At 69.6% G+C, this 16521-nt stretch carries 11 protein-coding genes; 2 read left to right on the forward strand and 9 right to left on the reverse strand.

Annotated features, from left to right (window positions below; genetic code table 11):
* Positions 1-34: 34 nt before the first annotated feature.
* From IPN47_21395 to IPN47_21425, 7 genes are all read right to left on the reverse strand, one after another.
* On the reverse strand, positions 35-709 hold the full coding sequence (locus IPN47_21395) for a hypothetical protein (GenBank protein ID MBK9410553.1): 675 nt from the start codon (positions 707-709) through the stop codon (positions 35-37).
* Positions 710-877: 168 nt separating this feature from the next.
* The gene (locus IPN47_21400; protein MBK9410554.1) at positions 878-1702 is read right to left on the reverse strand and encodes a VOC family protein; all 825 of its coding nucleotides are present in this window, start codon (positions 1700-1702) and stop codon (positions 878-880) included.
* 208 nt (positions 1703-1910) lie between these two features.
* Positions 1911-3152: a citrate transporter gene (locus IPN47_21405; protein MBK9410555.1), complete on the reverse strand. Its 1242-nt coding sequence runs from the start codon at positions 3150-3152 to the stop codon at positions 1911-1913.
* A 161-nt stretch (positions 3153-3313) separates the two neighbouring features.
* The gene (locus tag IPN47_21410; GenBank protein MBK9410556.1) at positions 3314-5806 is read right to left on the reverse strand and encodes a glycogen/starch/alpha-glucan phosphorylase; all 2493 of its coding nucleotides are present in this window, start codon (positions 5804-5806) and stop codon (positions 3314-3316) included.
* Positions 5807-5891: 85 nt separating this feature from the next.
* A complete protein-coding gene (locus IPN47_21415) occupies positions 5892-7022 on the reverse strand; it encodes an alpha/beta hydrolase (protein ID MBK9410557.1) in 1131 nt (376 codons plus the stop codon).
* 9 nt (positions 7023-7031) lie between these two features.
* A complete protein-coding gene (locus IPN47_21420) occupies positions 7032-7547 on the reverse strand; it encodes a dCMP deaminase family protein (protein MBK9410558.1) in 516 nt (171 codons plus the stop codon).
* A 176-nt stretch (positions 7548-7723) separates the two neighbouring features.
* Positions 7724-9247 carry a hypothetical protein gene (locus IPN47_21425; GenBank protein MBK9410559.1) on the reverse strand — a complete coding sequence of 508 codons (1524 nt, stop codon included), beginning with the start codon at positions 9245-9247 and terminating at the stop codon, positions 7724-7726.
* A 258-nt stretch (positions 9248-9505) separates the two neighbouring features.
* Between IPN47_21425 and IPN47_21430 the strand changes: the two genes are divergently transcribed.
* Together IPN47_21430 and IPN47_21435 are read left to right on the forward strand one after the other, a co-directional pair.
* Complete coding sequence (locus tag IPN47_21430; protein MBK9410560.1) at positions 9506-12055, forward strand: glycoside hydrolase family 95 protein; 2550 nt, start codon at positions 9506-9508, stop codon at positions 12053-12055.
* Positions 12056-12300: 245 nt separating this feature from the next.
* Positions 12301-13656, forward strand: coding sequence for a hypothetical protein (locus tag IPN47_21435; protein ID MBK9410561.1), 1356 nt, complete (start codon positions 12301-12303; stop codon positions 13654-13656).
* 33 nt (positions 13657-13689) lie between these two features.
* Here the strand turns inward: IPN47_21435 and IPN47_21440 are convergent, their stop codons facing one another.
* Positions 13690-15174 carry a sulfatase-like hydrolase/transferase gene (locus IPN47_21440; protein ID MBK9410562.1) on the reverse strand — a complete coding sequence of 495 codons (1485 nt, stop codon included), beginning with the start codon at positions 15172-15174 and terminating at the stop codon, positions 13690-13692.
* Positions 15175-15179: 5 nt separating this feature from the next.
* Positions 15180-16232: a formylglycine-generating enzyme family protein gene (locus tag IPN47_21445; GenBank protein MBK9410563.1), complete on the reverse strand. Its 1053-nt coding sequence runs from the start codon at positions 16230-16232 to the stop codon at positions 15180-15182.
* Positions 16233-16521 lie beyond the last annotated feature (289 nt).

A 16521-nucleotide genomic window follows, 5' to 3' on the forward strand; every position in this document is an offset into this window, starting at 1 on the left:
ACCCCAGCTCTGACCCCGGCCGGTCCCTAGCCGGCTAGACCGCCCGCCGAGCCAGCAGCCCCGCGCGACAGCGCATCGCCGCGAAGACGAACCAGCAGCAGATCCCTAGCCACTTGAGCCCGTCCTCGAAGAGATAGTTCCAGTGACCGAGGCGCCCGAGGTACTTGTCGAGCACCACGTCGACCGAGGCCGACGCAGCCAGCATCCCAACCGCGACAAACACGAAGAGGGCGCCGTGCTCGAGGATGCGCCCCCAGAACGCCACGAAGTAGGCGACGAACGCCACGAGCAGTGCGGCGTACACGACCGCCTCGGGGATGCCGAGATAGGTGGGGGCGAGCGCCTCGTGGAACTGAAAGAGATCGTCGAGCGCCAGGTACGCGGAGAGCGCCCCCCCGCCGAGCGCGAAGCGCGCATCGTCCGGCCGCCCCTGCGTCCGAAAGACGTTGGCCGAGAAGAGCCAGATGGTCGCGCTGGTCCACCAGAGCAGGACGCCGAGGCTGGAGAGCACACCGGCCAGCGGATGAACCTCGCCGATGGCGGCGACGTCGCGCGTCATCAGTTGGACTTCGATTCCGAGCACGACGCTGGCGGCGGCGACCAGCGCGATCGGCACGAAGCCGACCGACACCGCCGGCCACACCGCCGGGCGCGCGGAGTCGACGAGCGAGCGAATGGAGGGGAGCGTCAGCCGGGCGCGCGTGGGCATGCGGTCGTGTGCAACGATGGCGTGTCGCGACTAACTCTGCGACACATGCCGCCTGTTCCCGACCCCGAGCCGCTCCACCCCGGGCCCTGACCCGGTTTCGACTCCAGTCCTAATCCAGGCGTCGCTCCTCCCCCAGCCGCAACACACGAGCGCCCGACACGGCTCCCCTCACTCCACCAACTCGCCCCCCCACACGGCCGGATCCACATCGGCGATGGTTTGCGTCAGCGTCCACGAATGTCCCGCCAGGTCGCGAACAACCGCCTGGCGTTCGCCGTACGGCATGTCGGCCGGTTCGTTGACACCGCTCCCTCCCGCGGCAAGGGCGCGTGCATACACGGCGTCGACATCCGGCACGCGCACCATCAGGGTGGCGGGTGGGCGTCCCCCCGTGGGCGGGACAGCGTCCGCGTCCCACGCGGCGACGACCACGGCGCCGGTGCCGAGCGTGAGCTGCACGCGCTCCCCCGGAATGCGCAGGCGTTCCCGGCATCCCAGCACGTCGCGCAACCAGCGCACCGCGCCATCCAACTGCGGATAGCTGCGCACCGGGATCACGTACGCGTCGGGAATGGAGCGATTGTGCGGCAGGCGCGCGGCGGCCGACGCGTGCTCCCCCGGCACACAGACAAACCGCAGCGTGTTGCCGTCCGGATCGTCGACGTAGAACTCGCGCGTCCCCCAACTCTGGTCGATCGGCCCCTCGTGCACCATCGTCGGCGCGTCGGGGTTGCCCGGCGTGACGAGCCCGCGTGCGCGCAATGTTCGAGCGATCACATCGACGTCGTCACATTCGATCGCGATGGCCTGCCCGAACTCGCCATCTCCTCGGTGGCTGGAGAGATAGACCCGCTCCCCTTCCCGCTCGAGGGCGCAGAACGCCGGGTCGGCGACCGCGTCGTCACCACCGATGCACGTGAAGTCGAGCACGTTCGTGTAGAACGCCAGCGACGTGGCCATGTGGCGGCAGCGAATGGTCGGGATGATGGGCATGCGAGGAACACGGTGCCGAAGCGAAGCGGCCAGGGAGACAGCGCCACGCGATCCGGAATGGAGCGATCCCGGCCGCTTCGTCATTTGAGCGCGCGGCGCGGCAATGTTCAAGAGGCACGCCGTCTGCGCGCGCATCGAAGGCGCGCGCCTCGAACTCGCGCGCATCGAGCGCCCACACGCCGGCGCGCGAGCGCACGCAGCGCCGCGCTCAGTGCGTCACCGCCCCCGCTTCCACCGCCGATGCGTCCTGCACCGTCCTGGGCCGGGATCCGGGATGGAAACCCAGCAGCTGCAACATGACGAGGAAGGCCACCGTGTAGGCGATCGCCACCCAGTACCCCTTGCGCAGGTAGTCCTTGGTGTCGCGCATCTCGGGATAGCTGTTCGACAGCGCCACCCCGGACGACGACCCGAACCAGACCATCGAGCCGCCGAAGCCGACCGCGTAGGCGAGGAAGCCCCAGTCGTATCCCCCCTGCTTGAGGGCGAGGGCGGTGAGCGGAATGTTGTCGAAGACGGCGGAGATGAAGCCGAGTCCAAAGGCCGTCTGCCAGGAGGCCGTGGGGAGCTTCTCCACCGGCATCATGCTGGCGCAGAGCACCAGCGAGAGAAGGAACAGGGAGCCCTGCACCGTCTCCGGCAGCAGCTTCCACTCGGGCTTGCGCAGCCCGGCGGTAGCCAGGATGGCCACCCAGACGGCGGCGCCAAGGAACGGGGCCAGGTCGGAGATCTCGTGGAACCGCGTGTTGATCACGACGTTCACAGCGATGGCCAGCGCCAGGATGCTCAACACGACACCCACGCGCGTCCAGTCGATGCGGACGTCCGAGCTCGGGTCGGCCTGGATGGGCTGGTACTTCTGCTGCGTCATCGAGAGTGGGATGCCGAAGATGACGACCGCGACGACGGTGCCGACGATGGCCTCGATGACTTCCAGCGGGCTGATCCCGGCGATCCACATCATCGTCGTCGTCGTATCGCCCACCACGCTGAAGGCGCCGCCCGCGTTCGAGGCGGCGACGAGTCCCGCCAGGTAGCCAACGTGCACCTTCCCCTTGAACACTGTGCGCGCCACCGCCCCGCCAATCAGCGCTGCGGCGATGTTGTCGAGAAAGCTCGAGAGAAAGGCCACCGCCACGAGCAGGACGAAGGCCCCCTTCCAGTCATCGGGGAGGAAGCGTGGCAGCATCCCCGGCACCCCGCTCTCCTCGAAGTGCCTGGCGAGGAGGGCGAAGCCCATGAGCAGGAGAAAGAGATTCGAGAGAATCACCCACTCGTGCCCAAGGTGACGGACGAAGCCGCCGACTCCGGCACCCGCCACAAAGGGGGAGAAGAGGATCTTGTAGATGGCGAGCACGGTCGCGCCGGTCACGCCGATCTTGAACGTGTGGTGGTGAAAGAGGCCGACGCCGGCCAGCACCAGGGCGAAGATGATGAACTCGACCGGGATGGGGCCGACGGCGGGACCAGCGAAGGCCGCTGCCGATGCCGTGGCCGGGAGGGAGAGGAGCAGGACCGCCGCGAAACGCAGGGCGCGCATAATCACGTGGAAAGGACCGCGCGTGGTGCCTGGCGCGGATGGGTTGAGGAGAGAGTGTTGCGATATATCGGTTACGTCGCCCGACCGTCGCCCGCCGTCGCCGTCACCTGCCAGATGAGGCGCGCATAGTCGCTCACCGTGCGGTCGCTCGAGTATCGCCCCATGCGGGCGACGTTCAGCACGGCACGCCGTGCCCATTCGTCCGGCCGATCATAGAGTGCATCGACACGTTCCTGGCACGCGACGTAGGAGGCGAAGTCGCCTAACAACAGGTACTGGTCTCCGCCCGCGGTCAGTCGCTCGAACACCTCGCGGAAGCGCGACGGCTCCGACGACGAGAAGTACCCCGATGCGATCATGTCCAGCGCCTGTCGTACCTCGCTGTTGGCGTCATACACGTTCCACGGGTTGTATCCTGCCGCGCGCCGTTCGGCGACCTCCGCGGCCGTCATGCCGAAGATGAAGATGTTCTCGTCGCCCACGTCCTGCGCCATCTCCAGCGTGGCGCCGTCCAGCGTGCCGATGGTGAGGGCGCCGTTCAGCGCCAGCTTCATGTTCCCCGTCCCCGACGCCTCGGTCCCGGCCGTCGAGATCTGCTCCGAGAGGTCGCACGCGGGAATGATGATCTCGGCGTTCGACACGTTGTAGTTGGGGATGAAGACGACCTTGAGCAGGTCGTCGATCGCCGGATCGTGGTTCACCACGTCGGCCACGCCGTGGATGAGGCGAATCACGAGCTTGGCGAAGGCGTAACCGGGGGCCGCCTTGCCGCTGAAGATCACCGTGCGCGGGACGAGTCCCTCCACACGTCCCGAGCGAATGCGATTGTAGCGTGTGATGACGTGCAGCACGTTGAGCAGCTGCCGTTTGTATTCGTGCATCCGCTTGACCTGGATGTCGAACAGCGACTCGACGGACACGGCCAGGCCGACCCGGTCGCGAATCAGCGCCTGCAGTCGTTGTTTGTTTGCCGCCTTGGCCAGCAGGAAGCGCCCGCGGAACGTCGCATCCTCCGCGAGCGGCTCCAGGCGCTCCAGCTGCCGCAGGTCGGTGACCCACCCATCGCCGATGTGCTCCGTGATGAGCGCCGACAATTCCGGGTTGGCGTGATGCAGCCAACGGCGCGGGGTAATGCCGTTGGTGATGTTCACGAACGCGTCCGGGCGTATCGCGTGAAAGTCGGCGAAGACGCTGGTGCGCATCAAGTCAGTGTGCAACTGCGACACGCCGTTGATGCGGTGGCTGCCGATGATCGCGAGGTTGGCCATGCGAATACGCCGCCCCCCTTCCTCGTCGACAATCGACATGCGGCGGATGCGCTCGATATGGGTCGGATGGAGCCGGCGCACCTCGTCGAGGAAGCGCTGGTTGATCTCGTAGATGATCTCCAGGTGCCGCGGGAGCACCCGTTCGAAGAGCGACGCCGGCCACGTCTCCAGCGCCTCGGGCATCAGCGTGTGGTTGGTGTAGGCAAAGGTGCGCCGCGTGATCTCCCAGGCCCGCTCCCACTCCACATCGTGCTCGTCCACCAGCAGGCGCATCAACTCGGGAATGCCGATCGCCGGATGCGTGTCGTTGAGCTGGATGGCGACGTGATCGGGAAAGGCGTCGAACGGCTCCTTCGTGGCCAGGAAGCGCTGGACGATGTCCTGCAGCGAGGCCGAAACGAAGAAGTACTGCTGCTTGAGCCGCAGCTCGCGCCCCACCTGCGTCGAGTCATCCGGATAGAGGACCTTGGACAGGTTCTCGGATTCGGTCTTCTGCTCGACGGCCTTGAAGTAGTTCCCTTCGTTGAACCGCTGCAGGTTGAAGTCGCGCGTCGCCTTGGCCGACCAGAGTCGGAGGTTGTTGACGGTGGCGGTGTCATAGCCCGGCACCGGCGTGTCGTAGGCCATGGCGAAGACCGTCTCGGCGTCCACCCACCGAGCCCGCTGGCGGCCACGCTCGTCGGGGATGTGCACCGTGCGTCCACCAAATCTCACCGGGTACAGCACCTCCGGGCGCGGCAGCTCCCACGGGATGCCGTAGCGGAGCCAGGTATCGGGATGCTCCACCTGCGCCCCGCCTTCGATCGCCTGATAGAACAGGCCGTACTCGTAGCGAATGCCGTAGCCCGTCCCCGGCAGCGACAACGTGGCCATGGAATCGAGGATGCACGCCGCCAGTCGCCCCAGCCCGCCGTTGCCGAGTGCCGCGTCCTGCTCGATGGCCCGCACATCGTCGAGGTCGACGTCGAGGTCGGCCAGCGCCTCGTGGAAGCCGGCGTCGAGTCCGATGTTGAGGAGGCTGTTGGACAGCAGCCGCCCCGTGAGGAATTCGGCCGAGAGATAGTAGACGCGCTTGCCGGGCCGCGCGTTGGCCACGTGCATCGACTTCATCCACTGCTCGATCAGACAATCGCGCACCGCAAGCGCCGTGGCGTGGAACCAGTCGCGCGGCGTCGCCGTGACGCGGTCCTTGCCGAGCGAATAGAGGAGGCGGTTGGTGATCGACCGGCGCAGCGAATCGTGGTCGCGTCCGGGCCCTTCGCCCTCGAATGCGGTCGGAGATACGGAGGTCGTCATGGATTGAACCTAGTAATCGTGCCGGTCAGGACACACGTCGCGGCTCCCCACTGGCGCCCGGTCCGCGCCGTCGCGCCCGCGCCGGCTACGGCCGCGGAAAGACCACCCGTCCCCCCGCCAGCGGCAATACCTCGTTCACCAGCGTCATCAGGAAGTGCCCAGGCTCCTCGATCATCGGGAGGTGCCCGCTGCGCTCGAAGGTCACCAGCGTCTTGCGCGGCGCCTCGATCTGCCGAAAGTAAGCTTCGGCCGGTGCGTACGCGGTGAGCAGGTCCCAGCGCCCCTGGATGATCACGACCGGGACCTTCACCGAGCGGACCGTCGTGCGAAAGTCGAAGGCGGCCAGCTCGCCGAGCAGCTTGCCGCCAGCCCAGCTTCCGTTGCGGCTGTTGGCCGCGATGTCCTCCGGCGTGTACTCCGGCCCCCAGTCGCCGATCTCGAACATCAGGTCGCTCGTCGGGACGCCGTACCAGAGCCCGTTGTACAACGTCCCCCACTTCCGCGCCAGCATCGCCTTGGCGAGGTCGAAGCGCCCATCGGCAGCGGGATAGGGGGCGATGCTGTCGAGTTCGCGCACCCCGTCCATGTTTCCTGCCTTTAGTGCCCGTTCACGGGCCCCCACCCAGATGTCGTGCTCGGCCGCGGTGGCGACCACCTGCCCGATCCCGACGTAGGCGTGCATCAGCTCCGGGCGACGGCTGGCGAGCGTGAGGCCGACCATGCTCCCCCAGGAGTGCCCCATCACCACGATCTTGCGCTGCCCGAAGCGACGCGCCAGCAGCTCCGACAGCTCGGCCGCGTCCTGCACGATGCGGTCGAGGGAGAGGGTGGGATAGACGGTCGCCGAGTCGTGCGTGAGTGCGTTCTTCCCTACCCCGCGCTGGTCCCACTGCACGACGGTGAAGTAGTCCTCGATGGGGCGCTGCCAGAGCCAGCGCTGCGGCATCTCCGGCGAGCCAGGGCCGCCGTGAATGAAGAGCAGCACCGGGTTCTGCCGGTTCTGACCGCGAATCGAGATCCACTGCTTGAGTCCCCCGAGCTCGACCTGCTCCAGCGACTCGATTCCTTCGGGGGTCCGCACCTTTTGCAGCTGCGCGAGTCGCCCGGTGATGTAGGGGCGTTCGGGGACGGGCTGGCCCGATTGGGCGCGGGCCGTCGCAGAGGGCGGGAGGGCGGCCGCCGTGAGGGCGAGCGTGATGAGGAGTCGGGTATGCATCGTCACGTGTCAGCGGTGCCCGTGTTCGTCGGTGATCTCGGCGGCGATCGACGGCCGCGCCCCCGCCCACTTGGCGTCGGGATCTTCCATGTCCAACCGGTCGATGCCGCCGGCGAAGCGCGCCTGCAACACCTCGTACTGCTGCTGCTTGTCGGCGTCCGGATGCTGCCAGTCGTGCAGGTAGTAGACCTTGTGGATCCCTGCCTGCAGCATCTCCTTGGTACAGCCGAAACAGGGCCTAACGGTGGTGTAGAGCGTGGCCCCCTCCACCGCGATCCCGAAGCGCGCCGCCGCCAGTAGCGCATTCTGCTCCGCGTGCACGCAGATGCAGAGGTCGTAGGCCGTCCCCGACGGGTACTTCTCTCGGTTGGCGCAGCGATGGCAGCCGCCGGCCGAGCAGTTGGTCATCCCTTCGGGGGTGCCGTTGTAGCCGGAGGAGACGATGCGGCGGTCGCGCACGATGATGGCGCCGACCTTGAGCCCGGTGCAGTCGGCGCGGGCGCGGACGGCGAGGGCGATCCCCATGAAGTAGGTATTGCGGTCGGGGCGGACGAGGGCGGGCATGTGGGCGAGGTGAGGCGATGAAACGGCTCGCACCAAAGCTACGCGCCCCCCCTGTCGCGGCTAGGCGCGATGCCGCCTCACGCGACACGTCACCGCCGTCGTACGACCGCCCCCGTCGACGCCCGTTCAGCGCCCCGTCAGCGCCCCGGCGGACGCCCCGATGCCCCCTTGGACGGAGGCGGGGCGAGGGCGGGCGCCCGTTGCAGCTCGGGCATGCTCGCGAACCAGTGCGCGAGCACGGGGCGCGACGCAGTGGCCTGCAGGCGCCAGGTGCGCACTTTGGACCGTTCCCCCAGCTCGGCGTAGGCCGCCACCAGGCGCAGCACCGGCGGGGCGTAACGCTCGTTCACCGAGGAGGGCTTCGCTTCGTGCATCCGTGCCTCGATGCGTTCGACTTCGTCGCGCAGCTCGCCGCGCCGTTCGGCGCGATACCCGTCCACCCCTTGCTCGGCCCAGGCGCGCGCGAACTGCTCGCCGCGGAAGGCGGCGGGGGCGCGTCGGCGCTCCTCCACCGCCTCGGCCAGGCGCTCCTGCCGCTCGAGCAGGCGCAGCAGCCGCTCGCGCGACGGCGCGTGCCGCGGCTCGAGCTCGAGCGTCGCCCGCAACGCCTCCTCGCCCCCCACCAGGTCGCCAGCCGCAATGCGCACCGCCGCCAGCGTATTGACCATCGTCACGATGTCGGGCTCCAGGCGCGCCGCGGTCTCGGCGGCCTCGATCGCCTCGCGCGAGCGGCCGGCGATCCCCATCCACACGGCGAGGAATCGATGCCCCTCGGCGTACTCGGGGTCCTTGCGCACGGCGCGCGCGAACTCCGCACCGGCACGGTCGAAGTCGTCGCGCAGGTACAGCGCGTCGGTCCCGAAGTGCACGTGCGGGATCCCGATGGCATCGGAGAGCTCCAGCGTGCGCCGCGAGTAGGCGAGGCACTGGTCCCACGTGGCCTCGAAGGGGACGAGCAGCCCGCGGCGTGCCGCCACGGCGTAGAAGTTGGACAAACCCGCCACCGCCGGTGCGAAGTCGGGGTCGAGTGCGAGGGCGCGTTCGTAGTACGTGCGCGCGTGGCGCAGCGTCGTCGCCTCGCCATCGTGCGCGGCGCGCAGGAAGCAGTAGTGGCCGCGGATGTACATCGCCGTCACGTCGCCGCCGTGCGGTGCGCCCGGCAAGGGCGGCGTGCGCGCCTGACGCGCTGCCCCATCAGCCGCCGCGCGTTTGGACTGCGCCTCGCGCAGCAGGTCGCGCAGGCGCGTGCGTTCCGCCGACAGCCAGCGGTCGAACTCCGCCGCGTCGTCCACGTGCAGCCCATGCAGCGGGTCAACGGAATGCGCGTCGTCGCCGGCATCCGGCGCCCAGCTGCCACGCTCGAGCGCATAGGCGTCGCAGTCCACATGGGTCGGGTCGATCCCCACGAGCCCATCGCCGATGGAGATCACCGCATCGCGCCCCAGGGTGCGCCGGAGTTCGTGCAGGGCATTGCGCAGTCCGCGCCGTGCGCGTTCGGCATCGTGCTGTGGCCACAGCAGCGCCATCGCCGCCTCGCGCGATTGCAGCCCACGGGGACGTGCGAGGGCAAGGTAGGTGAGGAGGGCGAGCGGGCGAGGCTGGGAGACCAGCGACTCCAACTTCCCGTCGCCGCGCAGACTCACGGTGACAGGCCCCAACACGCGAAGACGAAACGGCGACGGCGATGACATCCGGGAGGAGTGGGTTCGCGCCCCTAACAGTCTATCGCCGCTCGTGCCGTGTCGAGGGGCGGTCGCGCGGCGGACACACCGCCCTCGGTGCGGGTGTTGCGCGCCGGCCAAGCGTACGTGGCACCCGTCTGGAAGCCGTCTGGAGGGGGCGTCGCCTTGACACCACCGCCACCCCCGACCAGTCTCGCCTGACCCCACCGCATTCCCGATACACGCTCGGAGACGCGCATGTCACATCCCCGGCTCCGCACGGCCGCGTTGCACCTCGTGCTCCCGTCGCGCGTCCTGGCGATTTTCGCTTCGCCCCTCTCGGCGACCCTTGTGGCGACCCTCTTCGCGGGCCTCGCATCGAGCGCCGAGGCGCAGGCGCCGCCGCCGACCGCCTCCCCCGCGGTGCTCTGGTACCGCACCCCCGCCGCCAGCTGGAACGAGGCACTCCCCATCGGGAACGGGCGACTGGGCGCCATGGTCTTTGGCGGTGTGGCGCAGGAACATCTCCAGTTGAACGAAGAGACGCTCTGGAGCGGCGGGCCGTACGATCCCGTGGTCACCGGCGCCGCGGCGGCGCTCCCCGAGATCCGCCGCCTCCTCTTTGCGGGCGACATTGCGAAGGCGCACGACCTCTTCGGGCGCCGCATGATGGGGAAGCCGTACGAGCAGATGAAGTACCAGCCGCTGGGCGACCTGCTCCTCGACTTCCCCGCGGCCGGGACGGTGACCGACTACCGGCGCGAGCTCGATCTCGACCAGGCGGTAGCTCGTGTGTCGTACCGCGCGGACGGCGTGACCTACACGCGGGAGGTATTCGCCAGCGCCCCCGACCAGGTGCTGGTCGTGCGCCTCACCGCCGACCGCCCGGGGGCCATCACCGTCTCTGCCGTCCTGCGCGGGGCACGCAATCCGGCGCACTCCAACTACGGCACCGACTACTTCCAGATGGACGGGGTCGCCCCCGATGGCTTGCGCCTGACGGGGAAGAGCTCCGACTACCTGGGGATCGCCGGGCGCCTGCGCTACGACGCACGGCTCGTCGCACGCCCGTCGGGGGGGACGATGCACGTCGACGACCGCACGTTGCGGGTGACCGGGGCCGATACCGTGGTGCTGCTCCTTGCCGCTGCCACCAACTTCGTGAACTACCGCGACGTGAGCGCCGATCCGGCGGAGCGCGTGCGCGCTACCCTGGCGCGCGTCGGCGATCGCCCGTTCGAGACCGTGCGACGCGACCACCTGGCGGAGCATCGCGGCTGGTTTCGCCGGGTCGCCATGTCGTTAGGCGAGTCCCCCGCCGACGTCGCGGCGCTCCCGACCGACGAACGCATCCGGCGGTTGGCCCCGCCCAGGGACCCCGCCCAACGCGTGGATCCGCGCCCCGACCCCGCGCTCGCCGCGCTGTACTACCAGTTTGGCCGCTACCTGCTGATCGCCAGCTCGCGTCCCGGCACGCAGGCGGCCAACCTGCAGGGGATCTGGAACGACAACCCCAACCCGTGGTGGGATTCGAAGTACACCATCAACATCAACCTGCCGATGAACTACTGGCCGGCCGAGAGCGGGAACCTGGCCGAGCTGGTGGAGCCGCTGGAGCGGCTCGTGCGCGACGTGGCGGAGGTGGGAACCGCGACGGCACGCGAGCATTGGGGGGCGCGCGGGTGGGTGGTGCACCAGAACACCGACCTCTGGCGCGCCACGGCACCGATGGACGGTCCGTCGTGGGGGGCGTGGCCCGTGGGCGGGGCGTGGTTGATGACCAACCTCTTCGAGCGCTATCGCTACTCGGGCGACGACCGCGACCTGCGCGCCATCTATCCCCTGCTTCGCGACCAGACGCGCTTCCTGCTCGACATCCTCGTCGAGCATCCGAAGAAGCGCTGGCTGGTCACCGCCCCCTCCAACTCGCCGGAGAACTTCCCCGCGTGGCCCGGGAACGGGACCTTCTTCGACGAGGTGAGCGGGATCGAGCTGACGGCGCGGACCATGGCCGCCGGCCCCACGATGGACATGCAGATCATCCGCGAGGTCTTTCGGGCCTTCGATGAGGCAGCCATCAGACTAGGTGCCGACAGCGCCTTGGCGGCGGAGGCGCGCGCCGCGCGGGCGCGCCTGGCCCCCAACCAGGTGGGAAAGCACGGCCAGCTGCAAGAATGGCTCGACGACTGGGACGAGATCGAGCCGCAGCACCGGCACCTGTCGCCGCTGTGGGGGCTGTATCCCGGCCGCGAGATCACCCCGGATGCGTCGCCGGTCTTCGCCAGGGCCGCCGAGGTCACGCTCGACCGGCGCGGCACCGGCGGGTGCGGCTGGTCGTACGCGTGGAAGATGGGGCTCAGGGCGCGGCTGTTTCACGGGGACAGCGCATGGGCGCAGCTCCGCGCCCTGCTCGGGCGGTCGTCGCTCCCCAACCTGGTGTCGTTATGCGGGCGCGCCTTCCAGGTGGACGGCAACTTCGGGGCGACGGCGGCGATCGCCGAGCTGCTGCTGCAGTCGCATGACGGGACGATCCACCTGCTTCCGGCGTTGCCCGCGGATTGGCGGAGTGGCTCGGTGCAGGGGCTGCGCGCCCGCGGCGGGGTGACGGTGGACATGGCGTGGGAGCACGGACGCCTAACGCGCGGCGTGGTGCAGGCGTCGCGGCCGGGGCGAGTGGTGCTGCGCGCCGCCACGGCGCTGCGCGTGGCGCACGCGGGGCAGCGTGTCAGGGTGACGCGACTGGCGCCGGGGGTGGTGGCGTTCGACGCGCGCGCCGGGGAGCGCTACGAGGTGCAGCTGGGGAGCTGATCGGACGGGGGCGGAGCCTGGGGTCAGAGCTGGGGTCAGAGCTGGGGTCAGAGCTGGGGTCAGAGCTGGGGTCAGCTGGGGTCAGAGCCGAAACACACTGTCGGCGCCGAGGCGAGCGCTGCCATTCCAGAACCGTTGAGGCCACCGGGGGGACGGGGGACGACGTCCGTTCGCCCGTGACGATCCCTCGCGAGAGCCGTCGAAGGAGGGAACGACGAGCCCCCCACACGCACCCGACCTCTGCCATGATCTCGCGACGCTCAGCCGTGATGCTCCTCGCCCTGCTCGCCGCCTGCGGCGGCGACGAGGCCGCTGCACCACCGCCCCCGGCCCCGGTTGCGACCGTGGCGATAACGGGACTCCCCGATTCCGCGAACACGGGCGAGGTCATCGCGCTTTCGGCGGCCACACGAGACGCGGCGGGCAACGCGCTCACGGGGCGAACCGTCACCTGGACGGTCTCGGACACGTTGGCCGCGACCGTCGCGGCCACGGGGGCGCTCACCATCGTTGGGCACGGGCCCTTCACGGTGACGGCCACGAGCGAAGGCAAGAGTGGGAGCGCCAGCGGGCGCGGGATCCTCACGCGCGCCGCCAACCGGTTCGCCTACGCACAGATCACGCAGACGGCGACATCGGCGACCGCCTCGGCCAGCTACAACGCCACCGGCGGCAGCGTGCGCGCGACGACGAACGGGGCCGGCGACGCCATCGTCACGCTCGAGCGCCTCGGCCGCGCCGAGTCCACGTGGCGCGAGACCGTCATGATCACCCGCACCGGATCGTTGGCCACGACGTGCCACCTCAATGGCTGGGCCACCGCGGCCAACCGCCGTGACCTCGAGGTGTCGGTGGCCTGTTACGCGACCGATCGATCGCGGCTCCCCGGGACCTTCGCGATCCTCGTCTTCGGGAACGGTGCGCTCGAGGGGCGTCACAGCTTCGTGGAGAGCACCGACGCGGCTGCCACCCACGCCGCGGACCCGGCCAAGTCGTTCAACAGCGCGGGGAACGCCATGACGATCACCCGCCAGTCCGCGGGCTTGTATTCGGTGACGGTGGGCAATCCGCGCTCCGCCGGCAAGACCGAGAACTACTTCGTCACCACCGTCGGCCCCGCCGCCGCGAGCTGCAACCTGGCAGGCTGGAACGTCGGCACCTCGAGCTCCGTGGAGTGTTACGCCTTCGGGGCCGCGCGCACGGACGCACGATTCGTGATGCAGCTCGTCGAAGGGGGGCGGGCGGGACGCCGCTGGGCCTACGGCTGGAACGACAACGTCAACGGCGCGCTTGGCAGCGAGATCGCCGTCTCGCCCAGCTGGGCGGGGAGCTCGAACGGCCAGATGCCACTCGTCACGCGCGTCCAGGTCAACGGCGTGACCCAGGGCGTCTACGACGTGCGCTTTCCGGGACTCGGCGCCCTGGCGGCTGCCACCCACAACATCCAGGTCTCGCCCTACTCCAGTGGCGTCGTGACCTGCGTCCCGACCACGACGGGGACGGCGACCGCGGGGGCCGACCTCCTGGTGCGCGTGGAGTGCTTCAATCGCTACTCGTTCGCGCCGACCAACGCGTACTTCACGATCCTCGTGATCGAGTAGGGCGACCGCGGTTGCCGGGCGGGGCGTTGACCCTCAGGGGCTCCGCCCTGCCTGGTACCCGGTGGCCGCCTGGAGCCGCGCCAACTCGGCCTGCAGCGTCGGGAGTAGTGCTCGCCCGCGTGGCGCTGCGATGATGTTGTCCAGCTCGAAGGGATCCGTCTGCAGGTCGTACAGCTCGTCCATCCCCGGCAGTTCGAGATAGTGGATGTACTTGTAGCGGTCCGTGCGCACGGCCTGGTAGCCCATGTTCTGCATGCGCGGGAAGACCTTGTCGCTGTAGTACTCGATCAGCACCGAGTTGCGCCACGGCACGCTCGCGCCGGCGAGCAGGGGGACGAGCGACGTGCCGTGGCGCGTCACGGTATCGGCCACGCGCGCCAGCGCCAGGATCGTCGGGGCGAGGTCGATCGTCTGCACCATCTGCACCGGCGCTGCACCCGCCTTCACCGCCGGCGTGTAGCGCACGATGAGGGGGATGCGCACCGTCTCCTCGTAGGCGAGTCGCCGCTCCTCGTTGAGGTGGTGCTCGCCGTAGAAGTAGCCGTGATCGCTCGTGAGGATGATGACGGTGCGTTCGTACTCGCCCATCGTCTTGAGCGCCTGCACGATGCGCGCGAGGCTCTCGTCCACCGCCAGGAGCATCTCGAGGCGGTCGCGCACGTCCTGGTCCGGCGTCCCCGGGTCGTCGTTGATGGCGGAGACCCCCGCCAGCGGGCGCTGCAGCGCCGGTTTGCCCACCACCGGGGCGCTCGCATTGGCGCGGCGCGGCACCACCGCATTGGCATAGCGTCCGCGATGCCGCTCGGCGGGGACGAACCCCGCCGCCTGCCCGGCCACCGGGACCACGCTCCCGTCGGCGCGCTGCGTCATGTTCGGGTGCAACGCCTTGTGCGCCAGGAAGACGAGGAACGGCTTCCCTCGCGACTCCTGCATGAAGCCCACGGCGCGGTCGGTGAGGAGGTCGGTGACGTAGCCCTTCGCCTCGATGCGCGTGCCGTCGACGTTGAACTTCGGATCGTTGGCCTCCCCCTGCCCCTTCATCGCCACCCAGCGCGTCCATCCCTGGCGCGGCGAGTCGTCGTTCCCCATGTGCCACTTGCCGAAGAAGCCGGTCTGGTAGCCGGCCCGGGCCAGCGGGCGCGCGAACGTTTGCAGCTGGTGGCTCGCCGAATCGCGCGCCGTGTTGTCGATGATGCCGTTGGTGTGGACGTATTGCCCGGTGAGGATTGCCGCGCGGCTCGGTGAACAGAGCGGGGTGGTGGCGAAGGCGTTGCGAAAGCGTGCTCCCTCGCGCGCGAGCTGGTCGATCGCCGGGGTCTCGGCAAAGGGGTGGCCCTCGATCCCGAGGTCGTCCCACCGGAGGTCGTCGACGAGGACCACCACCACGTTAGGCGGCCGCTCACCCGTCGCACGCTCGCTCGGTGCACCTTCGCTCGCCCCCCCGCCCACTCCCGCACGCGCGCAGGCGGTCAGCCCCGCGCAGGCGAGCACCGCGGTGACGAACACACGACGACGCACTCCCCTCATGACGACGCTCCCTGGTGTGCCTTCCATTGTTTCCACTGCTCCACGGTCATCACGGTGCGAAAGCCGACGTGCGAGGTCCCCGTGTCGGGGGCGCCGGGGCTGCGCGCACTCACGCGGTAACCTCGGCAATAGTCGTCGTTGCACAGGTATGACCCGCCGCGCAGCACGCGGGCGGGCTCCCCCTCGGTGCGCGGATCGAGGCTGCGCGGGGGACCGGTGGGGTTGGCCACCTCGCCACGCGTGGCATCGCGCGCATACGTGTCCTGGCGATACCAGTCCTGCGTCCACTGCCACACGTTCCCCGCCATGTCGTACAGGCCGTAGCCGTTAGGCGGATACGTCCCCACGGGGACTGGGGCGGCGGCGTGGCTGGGAAAGGCGCCGTCATAGATGTGCGCCTGCGGATGCTCGGGATCGTACGCGTGATCACCCCAGGCATGCGCGCGCGACGCGACGCCGCCGCGTGCCGCGCGCTCCCACTCGGCCTCGGTGGGAAGTCGACGCCCCGCCCACGTGGCATACGCGACCGCATCGTTCCAGGCCACGTGCACCACCGGATGATTGGGCCGGTCATCGATCGCGCTCCCCGGCCCCTCGGGGTGACGCCAGTCCGCTCCGGGAGTCCACTTCCACCAGCGAGACCAGTCGCGCAGGTCCACGGGGGCGGCGACCGGGGTGAAGAGGAGTGAGCCGGGAACCAGGAGCGCGGAGTCAGGGCGAGGGGCGCCCGCGGGGAGCTGCGCCAGGAGCGCCTCCACATCGGGGGCGCGCTCGGCCACGGTGACGTAGCCGGTGGCCGAGACAAACTCCTGAAAGCGCGCGTTGGTGACGGTGTGCACGTCCATGAAGAAGCCGTCGACGCGCACGCGGTGCACCGGGCGCTCGTCGCCCTTGGAGAACTGGTCCTCGCTCCCCATGAGGAAGTCGCCCCCCGCGATCCAGACCATCCCCGGCGGGGCGTCACCTGGAGGGGCGTCTACCGGCGACACGAAATCGGGCGTCCCTCCCCCCGGCGTGTCGGCACGCTCCGCGTGCGGCGCGCACCCCATCAGCGCCGCCACACAGAGGGCGGCGCGCACGAACGCACGGGGGCGAGGCGAAACGGTCAGCAACGTGCGCTCGAGGAGGAGGAGGGGGTGGCGGGGAGGGACGAAGTTACGGTGCGCGCTCCACGGCCGGGAGAGGGCGCCCGCGCGCGGCGCGAGGGCACGAAGTGGGCGCGACGTCACGGTTGCGGCGTGATATGGCTGTCGGCCGCTAGGGAAACAGCGCGCGGGGGGTTGTCCCACGCGCCATGGAGGACGACCCTTTCCATTGTGGCCAAATCCTCAACCCCTC

This window comes from Gemmatimonadota bacterium (genome assembly GCA_016719105.1).
GTDB lineage: Bacteria > Gemmatimonadota > Gemmatimonadetes > Gemmatimonadales > Gemmatimonadaceae > SCN-70-22.